This window comes from Asticcacaulis tiandongensis (assembly GCF_006475605.1).
Classification (GTDB): domain Bacteria; phylum Pseudomonadota; class Alphaproteobacteria; order Caulobacterales; family Caulobacteraceae; genus Asticcacaulis; species Asticcacaulis tiandongensis.
Genome location: NZ_SSBC01000019.1, coordinates 98,435 through 114,475, shown reverse-complemented (window position 1 = coordinate 114,475; position 16,041 = coordinate 98,435). Strand labels below are relative to the sequence as shown.

14 protein-coding genes are annotated in these 16,041 nt (G+C 56.0%); 7 read left to right on the top strand and 7 right to left on the bottom strand.

Going from position 1 to position 16,041, the window contains the following annotated elements; all coding sequences use genetic code 11:
- Positions 1 to 309: 309 nt before the first annotated feature.
- The 7 genes from pstS (at position 310) to E5201_RS11310 (ending at position 8,265) form a co-directional block, all read left to right on the top strand.
- Positions 310 to 1,389 carry a phosphate ABC transporter substrate-binding protein PstS gene (gene pstS / locus E5201_RS11340; RefSeq protein WP_140986217.1) on the top strand — a complete coding sequence of 360 codons (1,080 nt, stop codon included), beginning with the start codon at positions 310 to 312 and terminating at the stop codon, positions 1,387 to 1,389.
- A 226-nt stretch (positions 1,390 to 1,615) separates the two neighbouring features.
- Positions 1,616 to 2,548 (top strand): phosphate ABC transporter permease subunit PstC, encoded by a 933-nt coding sequence (gene pstC, locus E5201_RS11335; protein WP_140986216.1) that lies wholly within the window; start codon positions 1,616 to 1,618, stop codon positions 2,546 to 2,548.
- A 16-nt stretch (positions 2,549 to 2,564) separates the two neighbouring features.
- Positions 2,565 to 3,416 (top strand): phosphate ABC transporter permease PstA, encoded by an 852-nt coding sequence (pstA, locus tag E5201_RS11330; protein ID WP_140986215.1) that lies wholly within the window; start codon positions 2,565 to 2,567, stop codon positions 3,414 to 3,416.
- A 120-nt stretch (positions 3,417 to 3,536) separates the two neighbouring features.
- The gene (pstB, locus tag E5201_RS11325; RefSeq protein WP_342774737.1) at positions 3,537 to 4,280 is read left to right on the top strand and encodes a phosphate ABC transporter ATP-binding protein PstB; all 744 of its coding nucleotides are present in this window, start codon (positions 3,537 to 3,539) and stop codon (positions 4,278 to 4,280) included.
- Between the two features lie 235 nt (positions 4,281 to 4,515).
- Positions 4,516 to 5,259: an SDR family oxidoreductase gene (locus tag E5201_RS11320; RefSeq protein ID WP_140986213.1), complete on the top strand. Its 744-nt coding sequence runs from the start codon at positions 4,516 to 4,518 to the stop codon at positions 5,257 to 5,259.
- A 13-nt stretch (positions 5,260 to 5,272) separates the two neighbouring features.
- Positions 5,273 to 6,115: a fumarylacetoacetate hydrolase family protein gene (locus E5201_RS11315; protein ID WP_140986212.1), complete on the top strand. Its 843-nt coding sequence runs from the start codon at positions 5,273 to 5,275 to the stop codon at positions 6,113 to 6,115.
- A gap of 131 nt (positions 6,116 to 6,246) precedes the next feature.
- Positions 6,247 to 8,265 carry a right-handed parallel beta-helix repeat-containing protein gene (locus E5201_RS11310; protein WP_140986211.1) on the top strand — a complete coding sequence of 673 codons (2,019 nt, stop codon included), beginning with the start codon at positions 6,247 to 6,249 and terminating at the stop codon, positions 8,263 to 8,265.
- A 35-nt stretch (positions 8,266 to 8,300) separates the two neighbouring features.
- Here the strand turns inward: E5201_RS11310 and E5201_RS11305 are convergent, their stop codons facing one another.
- From E5201_RS11305 to E5201_RS11275, 7 genes are all read right to left on the bottom strand, one after another.
- Positions 8,301 to 8,735 (bottom strand): GNAT family N-acetyltransferase, encoded by a 435-nt coding sequence (locus E5201_RS11305; RefSeq protein ID WP_219993615.1) that lies wholly within the window; start codon positions 8,733 to 8,735, stop codon positions 8,301 to 8,303.
- A 221-nt stretch (positions 8,736 to 8,956) separates the two neighbouring features.
- Positions 8,957 to 11,065, bottom strand: coding sequence for a glycoside hydrolase family 2 protein (locus E5201_RS11300; protein ID WP_140986209.1), 2,109 nt, complete (start codon positions 11,063 to 11,065; stop codon positions 8,957 to 8,959).
- A 104-nt stretch (positions 11,066 to 11,169) separates the two neighbouring features.
- The gene (gene lldD / locus E5201_RS11295) at positions 11,170 to 12,306 is read right to left on the bottom strand and encodes an FMN-dependent L-lactate dehydrogenase LldD (protein WP_140986208.1); all 1,137 of its coding nucleotides are present in this window, start codon (positions 12,304 to 12,306) and stop codon (positions 11,170 to 11,172) included.
- A gap of 84 nt (positions 12,307 to 12,390) precedes the next feature.
- Positions 12,391 to 13,215, bottom strand: a complete 825-nt coding sequence (locus E5201_RS11290) for an ATP/GTP-binding protein (protein WP_246050639.1) — start codon at positions 13,213 to 13,215, stop codon at positions 12,391 to 12,393.
- Positions 13,199 to 14,167 (bottom strand): 2-hydroxyacid dehydrogenase, encoded by a 969-nt coding sequence (locus E5201_RS11285; RefSeq protein WP_140986207.1) that lies wholly within the window; start codon positions 14,165 to 14,167, stop codon positions 13,199 to 13,201. Before E5201_RS11285 ends, E5201_RS11290 begins: the two co-directional genes overlap by 17 nt.
- 3 nt (positions 14,168 to 14,170) lie before the next feature.
- Positions 14,171 to 14,941: an enoyl-CoA hydratase/isomerase family protein gene (locus E5201_RS11280; protein WP_140986206.1), complete on the bottom strand. Its 771-nt coding sequence runs from the start codon at positions 14,939 to 14,941 to the stop codon at positions 14,171 to 14,173.
- Positions 14,938 to 16,041: an extracellular solute-binding protein gene (locus tag E5201_RS11275; RefSeq protein ID WP_140986205.1), complete on the bottom strand. Its 1,104-nt coding sequence runs from the start codon at positions 16,039 to 16,041 to the stop codon at positions 14,938 to 14,940. Before E5201_RS11275 ends, E5201_RS11280 begins: the two co-directional genes overlap by 4 nt.

The window sequence follows — 16,041 nt, the reverse complement described above, 5'->3', positions numbered from 1 at the left end:
TTTTATTACATTTTAAGTGTTTTATACGTAAAATTACATTTTGTAACTTCGGTTTGATCACTTTCGCTCATGATCGCGCTTGCACTTTTCGCAGCGCACCCTATATATCCCTCATCAGCGCTTCGGCGTTGTCGCCCTTCCTGGGCGTTTCCTCCCTGTTGACTTCAAGCCGCGCCGCAATGCGCGGCTTTTTTTTGTCTGCACGGCGATAAAACCGGCTTCCGTCACTGTCACATGACTGTCATAAAACTGTTGTAAACGCCCCGCGACCCCCACGGTGCAAGACGCACCCGTTTCCGGAGACAGTTGATGCTGAAATCCCTTACCGCCGCTTTCGGCGCCGCCCTTCTTCTTATCGGCGCTGCCGGTTGTTCCGGTGAAGCGCCCAAGGCGGGCGCAACGTCCACCGCAGGCATCAATGGTGCCGGTTCAAGCTTCTTCAACCCGCTGGCTTCGCAATGGGCCGAAAGCTACAAGGGCGCGGCCTCGGCCAATGTGAACTATAATTCCATGGGTTCCGGTGCAGGCATCCGCCAAATCAAGGCCAAGACCGTTGATTTCGGTGCCTCCGATAAGCCGTTGACGGTCGCCGAACTGGACGAAGCCGGTCTTTATCAGTTCCCCATCGTCATGGGCGGTGTGGTGCCGATCATCAACGTGCCCGGCGTAGAATCGGGTAAGTTCACCCTGACCGGTCAGGTTCTGGCCGACATTTTTCAGGCAAAGATCAAGAACTGGAACGATAAGGCGATTGCCGACCTCAACCCCGGCGTGACCCTGCCTAATCTGCCGATCACTATTGTTCACCGTGCAGATGGTTCGGGTACCACCTATCTGTTCACCAGCTACCTGACCAAGGTATCTGCCGACTGGGCCAAGAATATCGGCGGTTCTGACGCCATTCAGTGGCCTGCCGGTATCGGCGGTAAGGGCAACGAAGGCGTCTCGGCTTTTGTGGCACAAACCCAGGGCGCTATCGGCTATGTCGAATTCGCCTACGCCATGAAGACCAATACGCCTTACGCCAATCTGAAAAACCATGACGGCAATGTTGTTACGCCTTCGGCTGAAACCTTCGCAGCCGCAGCGTCTGGTGCTGACTGGAAAAACGCGCCCGGCAACCAGCTTCTGCTGCTTGACCAGCCCGGCGCCCAAAGCTGGCCCATCACCGGCGCTGTCTTTATTCTGATGCACAAGGAACAGGCCAATGCCGATAAAGGCAAGGCGACCCTCGCCTTCTTCGACTGGGCCTATGACAATGGTGATACGGCGGCCAATAGCCTGCACTATGTGCCCCTGCCTGCCGAGGTTAAGAACCTGATCCGTGAACAATGGGCGACCACAATTACCGCAGGCGGTCAGCCGATTTATACGGCGAAAGCGCAATAGGCTTACAAAAAAGACTTTTGCCGGAACGGCACAGCGTCTAAGAGGACGGAAAAGCGGGTCGGTGTTACCTGCCCGCTTTCTCCTCCGTATGCTGACGGTCAGATTTTTACCGGCTATCTTACGATTTATACATCGCTTAAACATAACCGTCACAGAGCGCGCCTAAGTGTGGCAGTTAACCGGTCGGTTTTACCGACCACTCCAAAAGTAAAGAGATGAACTGATCATGGCTTCAAGCGCCGCCCCGAAAAAGGATCTGGTCGACCCGATTTTTCGGGCCGTCGCGTTCTCAGCCGCTACCATGCTGCTGATTACGCTCGGGGGCCTGATTATTTCCCTGATTATTGGCGGCTGGCCCGCCCTGTCGAAGTTCGGTTTTTCGTTTTTTACCTCTACCACATGGAATCCGGTCACTGAGGTCTTCGGGGCCGCAGGGCCAATTACCGGCACCCTGATTACTGCCGTCCTTTCTCTGGCCATTGCCCTGCCGATTGCTATCTTTATTGCAGTCTTCCTGACGCAGTTCTGCCCCAAGATCATCGCCCAGCCAATTTCGACAGCCATTGAGCTTCTGGCCGGTATTCCGTCGATTGTGTATGGCATGTGGGGCCTGTTCGTTTTCGCGCCATGGTTTGCCAGGACCATCCAGCTACCGATCATCACCTCCATTCCCGCTGACTCCTTCTGGGGCAAGCTGTTTGCCGGTGTCCCCAACGGGGCCAATATCTTTACGGCCTCGATCATTCTGGCAATCATGATCCTGCCCTATATGGCGGCTGTGTTCCGCGAACTGTTCCGCTCCATACCGCCTCAGGTGCGCGAAGCCGCCTTCGGCTTGGGTTGCACCCCTTTTGAGGTCGTAAGCACGGTGCTTATTCCGTATGTCAAAAAAGGTATGGTCGGGGTGGTCATGCTCGGTTTCGGGCGCGCGCTTGGGGAAACCATGGCCGTCACCTTCATTATCGGTAACGCGCACGGCTTCCCGAACTCACTGTTTTCTTCCGGTTCGACGCTGGCCTCTACGATTGCCAACGAATTTGCCGAAGCGACCTCGGAAATGCACCTTGCCTCGCTGATTGCGCTCGGTCTCGTGTTGTTCCTGATTACGTTCACGGTTCTGGCAATCGCCAGAGCGCTTCTGTCCTCACAGCGTTACTAAGGCAGGGACCGAAATTATGGAAATCGCTTTCACCCGCGCCCAAAGACGTAAACTGGCCAGCCAGATATTTGTCGGCGTCTGTGTCGCTGCCGCAGGTATTGCCCTGATTGCGCTGGGTCTGATTATGTTCTCGCTGTTTACCAAAGGCTTCAGCGGTATCGACACCATGGTCTTTACCCATGACACCCCCGGCCCTGATTCCCACGGCGGTCTGCGTAACGCCATTGTCGGCTCGATCATGATGTGTACACTGGCCATGATGATCGCCGTGTTTATTGGCGTTCTGGCCGGTACCTGGCTAGCGGAAATCGGCGGCGACAGCAAATACGGTCACGCCGTGCGCTTTTTGAATGACGTGCTGCTGTCCGCGCCCTCAATCTTGATCGGTCTGTTTATCTATGAGATGATGGTACGCCCGATGCACGGCTTCTCCGGCTGGGCCGGTGCGGTCGCCCTTGGGGTACTGGCGACACCGGTTGTGACCCGCACGACCGAAGACATTCTTAATCTGCAACCCAATGCCCTGCGCGAAGCCGGTATGGCGCTTGGGGCCTCACAATGGGTTACGGTGCGCAAGATTATCTGGAAGGCCGCAAGTGCCGGCCTCCTGACCGGCGGGCTTCTGGGCTTTGCGCGTATTTCCGGTGAAACCGCGCCCATCCTGTTCACCTCACTGAACAACCAGTTCTTCAGCACCGACATGAGCCAGCCCATCGCTTCTCTGCCGGTTGTTATCTATCAGTTTGCCATGTCGCCGTTTGACATCTGGCAGGAACTGGCCTGGGCCGGTGCGCTTCTGATCACCGCCACCGTTCTGGCCATCAATATTCTGGGGCGCTGGGTCGCCCGCGACAAAGACCACAGGTAAGGTTTATCCATGTCCGACAGCTCCGTTGCCCCCAACACCCAGCCCGAAACGCCAGCCGATGTTCAGGCAGACGCCCGCTTTGAGAGCATTATCGTGCCGCCGCCCGCCGACTCGCTGGTTATGGAAGTGCGCGACCTCAACTTCTTTTACGGCCCGAACCAGTCTCTGTTCGACGTAAACATGCCCATTCAGAAATCCGGCATTACGGCGCTTATCGGCCCGTCAGGCTGCGGTAAATCAACGCTTCTGCGCACCATGAACCGTATCTATGACCTCTATCCCGGTCAGCGCGCGCAAGGCGAAATTCTGCTTGATGGTGAAAACATCCTAAGCCCGAAGCTTGATGTCACCGCCCTTCGCGCCCGCGTCGGCATGGTGTTCCAGAAGCCTACGCCCTTCCCTATGTCTATCTATGACAATGTGGCCTTCGGTGTACGCCTCTATCACAAAAAGACCAAGGCCGAGATGGACGAGGTCGTCGAAAAAGCCCTGCGCCGTGCGGCCCTGTGGGACGAAGTAAAAGACAAGCTGACCAAGTCCGGCCTGTCGCTTTCCGGCGGTCAGCAGCAGCGTCTGTGTGTGGCCCGTGGCATTGCCGTGGAACCCGAAGTGCTGCTGCTTGATGAACCGGCCTCGGCGCTTGACCCCATCTCGACGGCCAAGCTTGAGGACACCCTTGAGGAGCTTAAGCGCGACATCACTATCGTCATCGTGACCCACAACCTGCAACAGGCCGCGCGTCTGTCAGACTATACGGGTTTCATGTTCCTTGGAAAAATGATCGAATTTGGTCCAACCGAAGAGCTTTTTGTACGCCCCAAGGCCGGTAAGACGGCTGACTATATCGGCGGCCGTTTCGGCTAAATATTCCGATATCAAAAAGCCATAGAGCCATTTTGATATACGAAGACAAAACCTCCCGGCGGCTACCGCCGGGAGGTTTTTTATATGGCAAACTGTTTTTACCCGCATACTGACTATGCTAAGGCCTGTTACAAAAGGGGGCATTGACTCGCGGCCTTTACGCGCCTATGCCCAATATATAATACGTATTATGTTTAAGCGGGTGCAGGCCCGTCTAAGGTTCAGGAAACACATAATGAGCAGACTAGAAGGTAAAACCGCCCTGATCACCGCCGCCGGTCAGGGCATTGGCCGCGCCACCGCCGAAGCATTCCTGCGCGAAGGTGCACGGGTCATTGCCACCGACATTAATGCCGAGGCGTTGGCGACGCTTGAGGGCGCGACGACGCGCATTCTGGATGTTACCAAACCTGATTCCGCCGCGACCATTGCCGCTGAATTTCCCGAGGTAAATATCCTTTATAACTGCGCCGGATATGTGCATGCCGGTACGATCCTTGAGTGCGACGAGGACGCGTGGACGTTTTCCAATAATCTTAACGTCACAGCCATGTACCGCATGATGCGCGCTTTCCTGCCGAACATGATCGAAAACTTCGAAAGCAAAGGCTCCCGCAGCTCGATCATCAATATGTCTTCGGTCGCCAGCACCATCAAGGGCGTGCCGAACCGCTTTGCCTATTGCGCCACCAAGGCGGCCGTTATCGGCATGACTAAGTCAGTCGCCGCTGATTTCGTTACCAAGGGCGTGCGCTGTAACGCCATCTGTCCGGGCACGGTGGAGACGCCTTCGCTACTGCAACGCCTGCGCGACACCGGCGATTTCGATAAGGCCTATGCCGATTTCACCTCACGTCAGGCCATGGGCCGTTTCGGCAAACCGGATGAACTGGCGGCACTGGCGCTTTATCTGGCCTCAGATGAATCAGGATTCACCACCGGCACCATTAACGTCATCGACGGCGGCTGGGTTAATTAAGGGAAACATAGATATGAAACTGCTCCGTTTTGGCCCTAAAGGGCAGGAAAAACCCGGCATTATCGATGCTGAGGGCAAGATCCGCGACCTGTCGGACATTGTTGATGATATTGCCGGTGACGTACTGTCTGACGAAGGTCAGGCACGACTTAAGGCGCTTGATCTCTCGAACCTGCCGCTGGCTCCCGAAGGCTCTCGTTTTGGCCCTGCGGTCGCCCGCGTCGGTAAATTCATCTGCATCGGCCTGAACTATGCCGACCATGCCGAAGAATCCGGCCTGCCTATCCCTGACGAGCCCGTCGTGTTCATGAAAACTACCTCCTGCATTGTCGGGCCAAACGACGAAGTCCTGAAGCCACGCGGCTCAACCAAGATGGACTGGGAAGTCGAACTCGGCATCGTCATCGGCAAAAAAGCTTCCTATGTCACCGAAGCTGAAGCCGAAAGCTACATTGCCGGTTACTGCACCATCAATGATGTCTCTGAGCGTGCCTTCCAGATCGAACGTGGCGGCACCTGGGACAAGGGCAAGGGCTGCGACACCTTCGGCCCGATCGGCCCCTATGTCGTGACCCGCGACGAAGTGGCTGATCCGGCCAATCTGAAAATGTGGCTGAAGGTCAACGGCAAGACCTATCAGGATGGCTCAACCGCCACCATGATCTTCAAACCGGCCTTTATTGTCCACTACCTGTCGCAGTTCTTCAGCCTGCATCCGGGCGATGTTATCTCGACCGGCACACCTCCGGGCGTTGGCCTCGGCCAGAAGCCGCCGGTCTATCTCAATGTCGGTGACGTTATGGAACTGGGCATCGAAGGCCTTGGGGAACAGCGTCAGGTCGTTGGCGCGGCCTAAAGCGTTTGCGATTTTAAATCTCCCAGGGGCCTCCATATCGGGGGCCCCTTTATTTTATTGACATCCCTCTGCGTTCATTCTTATATTCTTATCAAACGTAATACATCATATATCTGTACAGAGAGCGCCCCATGCCAACACCCTTTACACGCCGTTTAACGCTGGCCCTGATGGCCGCTTCTGCCCTGATGAGCGCCCCGTCGGCGCTAATGGCGGCGCAGGGTGCGGTCTATTATGTGGCCCCGAATGGTAATGACAAGGCAGATGGCAGCGTGCAAAAGCCGTTCAAATCGCTTATTCGCGCTCAGGAAGCCGTACGGAAATCAAACAAGACCGGCGACGTCAGCGTCATTATTGCTGATGGCACCTACAGCCTTGAAAAGCCGCTGATCTTCACTCAGGCCGATGGCGGGCAAAACGGGCATTACGTCACTTGGCAAGCCGCCGAAGGGGCAAAACCCATTCTGTCCGGGGGCCTGACGGTGACCGGCTTTACGCTGGTAGACGAAAAAGAACGCATCTACGTCGCCAACACCCCCAAGGGTCTGGATACCCGTCAACTCTGGGTCAATGACACGCTGGCCGAGCGCCCGTTCATTGAAATTAAGCATTCCGATCTCGAATATTCGGCGACGGGTTTTACGATCAAGAACCCTGATCTGGCCTATATCGCTGACCTGAAATACCCCTCACGTCTAGAGGTCGAAGCTGCCGGTATCTTCACCGACCGCTATTCCCCCGCCAAGTCGATCAACGGCAACGTAGTGACCATGCAACAACCGGCGTGGGACAACAATGTCTGGGGCTATGACACCCTGACCAAGCCTTTGTTCCCCGAAGAATCGCGCCTGTTCCTTGTGAATGCGCCGGAATTTATCGGTAAGGTCAGCCACTGGCACACCAAGCCCTATCAGTGGTTTATCAGCCCCGACGAAGGCAAGCTCTACCTGCGTATCCGTCAGGACTCAAAGGTTGAAGACGTCACCGTCACCATTCCGCGCCTTGAGACCCTGATCAGCATTTCCGGAACCCTCGATAAGCCGGTCGAAAACCTGAGTTTCAAGGGCCTGCGCTTCTCGTACAATTCATGGATGGGGCCATCGACGAGCATCGGTTATGCCAACCAGCAGAGCGGTTCCTTCCTGGCCGAAGTCTCGCCTGTGCGTCCCGCAGATGCCTGGGCGACCTGCGGCTGGGGCTGCCCTGACTTTGAGCGCATGCGCCTTCTGTGGAACCAGATGCCCGCTGCCGTGCAGGTCTCAGCGGCAAAGAACATCACCTTTGAGAAAAACACCTTCTCTCAGCTGGGTTCCATTGGTTTGGGCATCGGTAATGACGACAATGCCCACCTCAGCGGTGTCGGTCTGGCGAGCGAGAATATCCGTGTACTGCGTAACCGTTTCGCTGTGATTTCCGGCAGCGCCATTATGGCCGGTGGCGTGCGCACCCCTGCGCACCACCCGGACGATGCCCGTCTGATCAATAAAAATATCCTGATTGAAAACAACTACGTCACCACCGTCTCTCAGGACTATAAGGACAATGTCGCCATCCTGACGACCTATATTGACGGCGCGACTATCCGCCATAATGACGTGTCAGATATCCCCTACGACGCCATCGCGACCGGCTGGGGCTGGGGCTATAATGACGCGGGCGGCAACCCGAACTACGATAAAAACCAGCAGGGCTATCTGCATAACCCGAAATTCACCACGCCCACGACGCTGAAAAACACCACCGTCGAGAACAACTACATCCATAATGCCAAGCAATGGTACATGGACGGCGGGGCGATCTATAACCTTTCGGCTAACCCCAACTCGGTCATCCGTGGCAACTACGTCACCGGCATCAATGACAAGATTGCGCTCTATCTTGACGAGGGCTCAAAGCATTTCCGCATCGAAAACAACGTCATCGATACCCAAGGCGTCTGGCTGAACATCAATACGGCCGGCCGGATGTATATGGAACGCATCTCAACGGACAACTACGCCACCCGTAACTGGCACAATTCGCTGAAAACCGGCGGACGCTGGCTCAAGGAAAACGGCAATATTGACGAGGGCAACCTACTCTACCCCAATAAAGACTGGCCCGAAGAGGCCCTTAAGGTCATCAAAAACGCCGGTGTTCAACCGGAATAAACATCACCCCGCCAGATCACTCTGGCGGGGTATTTTTAAGCCGAACGCTTCATTCGTATGACTTCAAACGGATACCCCTGATCATCCGTCGGACGTCGGCCCGTTTCCTGAAACTCAAGACGATTATAAAAAGCAACAGCTCCGGTATTCAGACTATAAACGTCAAGTTCAAGCTTCCCCTTCATCCTCAGCGCATGCATCATCAAAAGACGCCCTATGCCGGAACCTTGCACCTCGGGACTGACAAAAAGTCCGCCCACAAATCGGTCTATAAGGCCGACAAACCCCAACAGCTTGCCTTCTGTCTCCAAAACCCAGGTTTCGGAGTGTGGGAGGTAGAGGTCGCAAACCTGCTGATGCTGAACCTTTAGGATATCGGGTGAAAAGAAGGCATGGGAAAGCGAAGATGCCTCCAACCATATTTGGCCCAGACGTAAGGTATCGTCCGCCCTGTAACGGCGGATAGTCATATCTTGTTTCATTGATTTTCTAATAAGAAAGATGCGCACAGGCGCGTGACAAATCATGGGTCATATGACCCGTTCTATTTCCCTTCAAGGGATAACCATGTCTCGCTGCGCATAAGGCTCCTTCTTTTACGACTTTCAGCTTAACCAACCGCACGGATCAGAGCAATAAAAAAAGCCAGCCGGATGTACCGGCTGGCTTTCATTTCAGAGAGATAGTCAGTCTATCGCGGCTGGAAGTTGCCGTAGTTCCAAACCACCTTATCGGTCAGGGTGCGACCATCCTTCGTCTTGGTCGTGGCGATTACCTCATTGACGCCGTGCACCAGTTCGATGTCCCAGATCGCAGTAAAGTCATCGACCTTTTTCGTCTCAAGCACCTTGCCGTTATGGCTCAGGCTGATTTCGCCCTGATTGGAATAGACCTTCACCTTCGGCCATTTGTTGCGCTTATGGATATCGCGGCTTGAGGTGATGTGCAGCATCGGTTCTTCTGACCAGTTGGCCTGATACCAGTAATAGGCGTCTTTGCGGATTTTTCGGTCTTCGGTGATGATACCCTTATCGTTGATGCCCGGACGATCGCCTTCGTTGCGCTTGAAGGACGGGAAGTCATAGGCCACCCAGATAAAGTTCGACCACAGATAGGGCTTGTCTCTCAGGATGCGCCAATAAGCTTCGTGATAGGCAGTCTGGTACTGCTCAGGATGCCAGAAGCCGTTGAAATAAGGCTTTTGTGCGGGGTCTTCCTGATGCAGGACACTGGCACCGGCACCATATTCAGACACGCCGATAATCAGGTCAGGATGGTTCTTATGCAAATCATCCGCCCAGGTGCCGATGTCTTCGAACTTGTCCCAGTACCAGCCGAAATAACGGTTATATGACACCGTATCCGAATGCTTGGCGATCGGATCATCATCCGACAGACAGCAATGAGCATAGGCGGTAGGGCGCAGTGGATCACGCGTCTTGGCCGCCGATTGCAGGGCCGCCAGAAGCTGGTTGGCCTTATCGCCTGAGGTCCGCAGTTCGTTACCCAGACCCCAGACCACGACTGACGGATGGTTATAGTTTTGCACCACCAGTTCGGTCATCTGCTGCACAAGGTTTTCCCTGAACGCATCCGAATTGTCCATGTCATCGACCAGTGGCGATTCCGTGGAAATCAGCAGACCTAACTCATTGGCCTTCTCATAGACGCGCTGCGGGTGCTGAACGTGCGCCAGACGCACACCGGTTGAGCCCATCTCATAGAGAATCTGCATGTCCTCATCGATTTCGGCGTCCGTTACCATGGTGCCGCGTTCAGGACGCGTCGGCAACTGCATATTGGCGCCATAAACCTTATAGGGCTTGCCATTGAGCAGGAAAGTGCCGTTCTTTTCGACCGACACGGTGCGGATACCGAGCGGCACTGACAGGGAGTCTTGCGTACCGGCGGCGCGATCGTTGACCTCGGCGACGACCTTGTAGAGGTATGGCGACTTGCGCCCTTCCCACAGCTTCGGATTTTTGAGGTTATAGTTAAACTCAACCACATTACCGGCACCCGCGGCAAAGGTCTGGGTCTGGGTTTGTGTGGCCACGGTCTTGCCATCAGCATCCAGGATACGGGTGACGACCTCGACGCTCTTTTGCGCGGCATCATCGTTTTTGACATGCACGCGGGCGCGGACATGGGCCATACCCTTGCCGATGGACTGCGTGTCAACATAGACGCCCGGCCCGCCGAAATCCATCAGGTCAATATGCACATTCGGTACGGTGATCAGGTTCACTTCACGCGTCAGGCCGCCAAAGATATTGAAATCGCCATTGAGCGGCGCGACGTGAGGCAATTTCGTATTATCGACACGCACCGCAAAGGTATTGGGGCTGGCCCGCAGATAGTCGGTGACATCAAGCCGGAAGGCTGCATAGCCGCCTTCATGACGCCCGACCTTCTGACCGTTGATGAACACATCCGCCGCCAGTGGCACACCGCCAAAGTGCATGAAGAAGCGTTTACCCGAAGGGTGTCCGACATCCATCTTAAAACGATACCAGGCCGGGCCGCGATAATAGGTGCCATATGGCTCACCATGACGGTTCAGGTCACCGCCCTCACCCAGCGAGTCAAGATTATAGGTGTGCGGCAGGCGCACCTCTGTCCAGTCCCTGTCATCGATCACCAGCGCCTCGGCACCGGCAATATCGCCCTGTTTGAATTTCCAGCTGTCCTTGAATTTAAAGACATAGCGGTCATTGCTCAGGGTCTGAGTTTGGGCAACGGTCTGGGTTGCGCCCATCAGCATCAGACCGGCTGCCATCGCGCCGATTATTTTGTGCATCGTTCCTCGTCCTGCGTTAATTTAATGCAAAACGTATTACGTATGACAAGTGTGGTCAAGTTAAGAATACCCCCTTTGGCTATCAAAGGGGGTATCGTCTCAGGTTATGAGCGCACCAGCGAGTCGCGCGTGATATCGCTGATCTTTGTTGAGCCGGTCAGGGCCATGGCGACACGCATTTCTTTTTCGATCAGGCCGAGCAGATGCGTCACGGCCGCTTCACCGCCGGTGGCCAGCGCATAGATATAGGCTCGACCGAGCAATACACCCTTGGCACCCAGCGCCAGAAGGCGCACCACATCAAGACCCGTGCGCACACCGGAATCGGCCAGAATAGTAAGGTCATCGCCCACCGCGTCGGCAATATCGGGCAGGGCGCGTGCAGACGACAGAACGCCATCCAGCTGACGCCCGCCGTGGTTGGAGACAATGATCCCATCCGCGCCAAAGGTCACCGCGTCCTTCGCATCTTGAGGATCAAGGATGCCCTTGATGATCATTTCACCCTGCCAGAAATCGCGAATCCATTCGAGGTCTTTCCACGAGATAGATGGATCGAAATTGGCCCCCAGCCAGCCGATATAGTCTTCAAGACCTGTGGCCTTACCGAGATAGGTCGAGACGTTCCCCAGATCATGCGGCGTGCCCATCAGACCGACATCAACGGCCCATTCCGGTTTACCTACCGCCTGAAGCATACGCCGCCAGGGGCCGTCCTTGCCGCTCATGCCCGAATGCAGGTCGCGGTAACGCGCCCCCGGCACCGGCATGTCAACGGTAAACACCAGCTTGGTTGACCCCAGCGCCATGGCGCGTTCAAGCGCGTCCTTCATGAAACCGCGATCTTTCAGGACATAGAGCTGGAACCAGATTGGCGCACCGGTGGCTTCGGTCACTTCCTTGATCGAACAGACACTGACGGTCGAGAGAATATAAGGGATATTGGCTTTTTTCGCCGCGCGGGCCGCCTGTTGCTCACCCCGGCGGCGATACATGCCCCCAAGACCAACCGGCCCCAGACCCACCGGCATGGCAATCTTTTCGCCAAACCATTCGGTCTCAAGCGACAGATCAGCCACGTTTTTCAGCACTCTCTGGCGCAGGGCGATTTCCGACAGATCCGATACATTGCGCCCCAGCGTATATTCCGCATAGGCCCCGCCATCGAGATAATCGAACAGAAAGCGCGGCAGTTTGCGGCGAGCGGCTTCGCGGTAATCGGTCGAGGCGGAAATGATCATCACACAGTCCTTTTTCCCCTCCCCTGCGCGTCGGGGAGATGGCCAGTTTGCGGAGCACAAATGGCCCCATATTATTTCGTTCTCTTAGGCCCTTCGTTCGCGCACGTCTATACATTTGCGCTCAGAATCAAGCCTCAGCGTCAAATCGGCGCGGGTCGGCATTTCGCGCAATATATGCCGCGTCAAACGCTCATAATGCTGAATGAAGCGGTTGATCTGATCATCCGACATAATACGCGCGCCCGTACGGCCCGATGAGGCCAGCTTCGCCTTAAGATCATGCTCCTGCTGCGTGCGCCAGCCCTGCACAACCTCAAATGACGGGGCGGCCAGCAGGATCAGCCGGTCAAGCTGTGCGAATAACGGCGCGTAAACGGTTTCAAGCTGTGTGTTGACATAGGCCCGCCAGAGGCCTTTGGAGTCTTCGGTGACCTCAAGATCATTGACCGGTGTTTGCAAAGCCGCTTCGGTTTCCGCAACCGCCCCGACGGCCCAGCCCTCAAACAGAACCACATCCACCGGCCCGTCAATCAGCGGCCATTGCGCCCTAAGGAACGGCGTATCATTGGCCTTATCGAAACGCGGTAGCCTGACCGGCTTTTGGGCTTTCAGGGCCTGAAACACCTCAAGTCCCAGACCGACATCATGTGTCCCCGGCACACCGCGTGTCACCAGAAGCGGATGTACCCGATGCGCCAGCATGGCCCGCGCCTCGGGGCTGAGATAAAGATCATCCAGCGACAGCACCGCCACCTTCAGACCCCGTGCCGCAAGCCTGTTTTTCAGTGCTTCACAAAACGTGGACTTGCCTGACCCTTGCGAACCGCACACACCGACAAACAAAGGGCGCACGGCCCCTTCAAGCCAGCTCAGAACGGCCGGTTCCGCGATCTCAGGCGATCCGGTCAAGCAGGTCTTCTCCGGCAAAGAAGCGATCAAGATTATAGGCGGCCCGTAAACCCATATCGGTGCGCGTTTCAATCGTTGCCGACCCCAGATGCGGCAACAGCACCGCATTCTCAAGCCCCATCAGATCGAGGTGAATCTTCGGCTCCTGCTCATAGACATCAAGCCCCGCCGCCGCGATCACACCGTTTTTCAGTGCCGCTGCCAGATCGGCTTCGTTGACCACAGAACCCCGCGCCGTATTGATGATAATGGCCGTGGGCTTCATCGCCTTAAGCAATGCCGCATTGATCAGGTGCTTAGTGTCCGGCCCGCCCGGCGTATGCAGGGACAGGACATCAGACTCTGCTGCCAGTTGCTCCAGCGAAGGCACATAACGCGCCCCAAATTCGGCCTCGGTTTCCGCTGCGGCCTGACGACGGCTGTAATAGGCGATCTCAACCCCAAGCGCGGCTTTTGCCTTTTGCGCGGTCGATTGTGCAATACGGCCAAAACCCACCAGCCCCAAAGTCTTGCCCTTAAGCGATTGCCCCAGAAACTGTGTCGGCTTCCAGCCATCCCACTGACCTGAGCGCAGACCACGCTCGGCCTCAGAGGCGCGGCGACTGGTCATCAGCATCAGCAAAAGCGCAATCTCTGCTGTCGCTTCGGTCAGAGCGCCCGGCGTATTGGAGACAGCAATCCCCGCCGCCTTTGCCGCCTTAAGGTCGATATGCTCAAAACCGGCCCCGAAATTGGCAATCATCCGGACGCGTGCATTGGGGGTGCTGAGAATGTCTGCATCCAGCTTGTCGGTCAGGGTCGGACAGAGGGCATCATAATCCTGCATGGCGGCGATCAGAACAGATTTCGACAGACTGGCCCCGTCTTTCAGCGTCACATCATAGTGCGCCTCAAGATAGGCCAGCGCCTTTTCAGGCCATGCACGAGTCAGAAGAATTTTCGGTTTGTTCATTATTTACCGCCGTTTGAAAATCGCCTGACGCTTTTCCTTAAAGGCCGCCCGGCCTTCGTATGCGTCTTCAGTGGCGAAGCAGATGGTTTGCAGATCGCGCTCATATTCCACGGCCTTTTCATAGGGCATGGTATGGGCGGCACGCAAGTTCAGCTTGGCCGTTTCCGCCGCAATCGGTGCGCGTGAGGCAATCGTTGTTGCCAGTTCTCTGGCGCGTGCCATCAGATTTTCACTTTCAACGAGTTCGGACACCAGCCCCCATTGCAGGGCCTTAGGGGCATCAATCGGATCACCGGTCAGGATCATCATTGCCGCATTGGACGCGCCTAACGAATGGACAAGGCCCGCCGCCATACCGCCGCCACCGATCCAGCCGAGTTTGATTTCCGGTGCGGCAAACTGCGCATTGGGCGTGGCCAGACGAATATCGCACGACATGGCGGTTTCAAGGCCACCGCCAAACGCATAGCCGTTAACTGCGGCAATGGTCGGCTTCAGACACAGGCGAATGGCGTCACAATAGTCACCGCGATTACGGAATTCCCACGGCGTCTTATAGTCATCCAACGTCTTGATATCTGAACCGGCACAGAAGGATCGCTCACCGGCACCGGTGACAATCACACAGCGTATAGTGTCTGACGCATTGATCTCAGCAATCGCCGCTTCAATGGCCTTGGCCATGTCGGGCGTGACCGAATTGAGCTTTTGCGGGCGATTGAGCGTCAGGATGGCAATATGGCCATCGACCTCATAAATCAGTTCAGCGGTCATGTCTCGACTCCGGTCGGATGATAGTCCGTATAAAGATTATTCAGATCGGCAATTACGCCCTGGGCAGCTTCTCCACCTTCAAGCGCCGTCCGAAGACGGGCTGAGGCCGCTGTCTGGAAGGCAATGGCATGGTTATGGCGCGGCCTTAAATATGCAGCCTCAAGGGTATCGTAGGTGCGCTCATAAAACCGGCCCCAACGCGCATTGACCTGCGGATCGCGCCACGCCGATTTCAGTGACGGCTGGCCATCATGGGCGGGAATAAAGCCAATCTGCGCGGCCTCACTCATCAGCCAACGCAGGTGCGTCAAAAGTTCGAGCGTTATCTCGCATTTGCGCGAAATCCCAATACCGGTCCCCCCAAGCGTCGAGCCAATACCGCCCGCACCTTTGGGGGCATTGCCGAACCTCAGTTGGTCGGCATAGTTGACATAGCCATAGATCAAGGGACACAGGGCCACATCTTCATGATCGCACATATGCTGAAGAATGCCGATGGGGTTTTTATCACGTACACTTACGGGACTGCGCTCTGCCAGTTCGCGCATCAGCTCATAGGCCGCTTCGCCGGTATCACGTCCGATAAACCGATCCCGATTTACCGCCGGTTTCTCGCCCAAGGCCACACACATGGACTGAAAGCTTAAGGCCGCATGTGGCCCCGCCAACGACAGGGCGACCGGCAGACGCTTTGACAAGGCTACCACCGCACCCCATGTTTCGGGCAGATCACCGCTCAGGTCTTCACGCGCAGCCATCACTTGCGTCGCCGCATCCAATGGCAAGGCCCAGTGTTTTCCGGCATAATGATAAGACGACAGGCTCGGGCCAATACAGTCCGCTTCAAGACGGGCAATTTCATCGGCCCCGAACAGGTCTTCGAGTGGCACAAGGCAGTCATTCGCCACCGCCTCGCCGACATGCGGATGATCCAGCACCACCAGATCATAGCGCGCGCACAGATCGGCTATCGGGTGAGTCTCAAAGCCTTCCAGCGGATGCTTGTCCCATGTCAGGCTAAACCCCTCGACCGTTTTCGAAGCCGCCTCAAGCGCATTGAAGCCGCGCGGATGATCCCATGTCAGGCCCTGATAGTGCAT

Excerpts from the sequence above, each read along its gene's own strand:
- pstS (WP_140986217.1), top strand. The coding sequence starts at position 310 with ATGCTGAAATCCCTTACCGCCGCTTTCGGCGCCGCCCTTCTTCTTATC.
- E5201_RS11315 (WP_140986212.1), top strand. The coding sequence starts at position 5,273 with ATGAAACTGCTCCGTTTTGGCCCTAAAGGGCAGGAAAAACCCGGCATT.
- E5201_RS11310 (WP_140986211.1), top strand. The coding sequence starts at position 6,247 with ATGCCAACACCCTTTACACGCCGTTTAACGCTGGCCCTGATGGCCGCT.
- pstB (WP_342774737.1), top strand. The coding sequence starts at position 3,537 with ATGGAAGTGCGCGACCTCAACTTCTTTTACGGCCCGAACCAGTCTCTG.
- E5201_RS11285 (WP_140986207.1), bottom strand. The coding sequence starts at position 14,167 with ATGAACAAACCGAAAATTCTTCTGACTCGTGCATGGCCTGAAAAGGCG.
- pstC (WP_140986216.1), top strand. The coding sequence starts at position 1,616 with ATGGCTTCAAGCGCCGCCCCGAAAAAGGATCTGGTCGACCCGATTTTT.
- lldD (WP_140986208.1), bottom strand. The coding sequence starts at position 12,306 with ATGATCATTTCCGCCTCGACCGATTACCGCGAAGCCGCTCGCCGCAAA.
- E5201_RS11320 (WP_140986213.1), top strand. The coding sequence starts at position 4,516 with ATGAGCAGACTAGAAGGTAAAACCGCCCTGATCACCGCCGCCGGTCAG.
- pstA (WP_140986215.1), top strand. The coding sequence starts at position 2,565 with ATGGAAATCGCTTTCACCCGCGCCCAAAGACGTAAACTGGCCAGCCAG.
- E5201_RS11300 (WP_140986209.1), bottom strand. The coding sequence starts at position 11,065 with ATGCACAAAATAATCGGCGCGATGGCAGCCGGTCTGATGCTGATGGGC.
- E5201_RS11305 (WP_219993615.1), bottom strand. The coding sequence starts at position 8,735 with ATGACTATCCGCCGTTACAGGGCGGACGATACCTTACGTCTGGGCCAA.
- E5201_RS11280 (WP_140986206.1), bottom strand. The coding sequence starts at position 14,941 with ATGACCGCTGAACTGATTTATGAGGTCGATGGCCATATTGCCATCCTG.
- E5201_RS11275 (WP_140986205.1), bottom strand. The coding sequence starts at position 16,041 with ATGCACTATCAGGGCCTGACATGGGATCATCCGCGCGGCTTCAATGCG.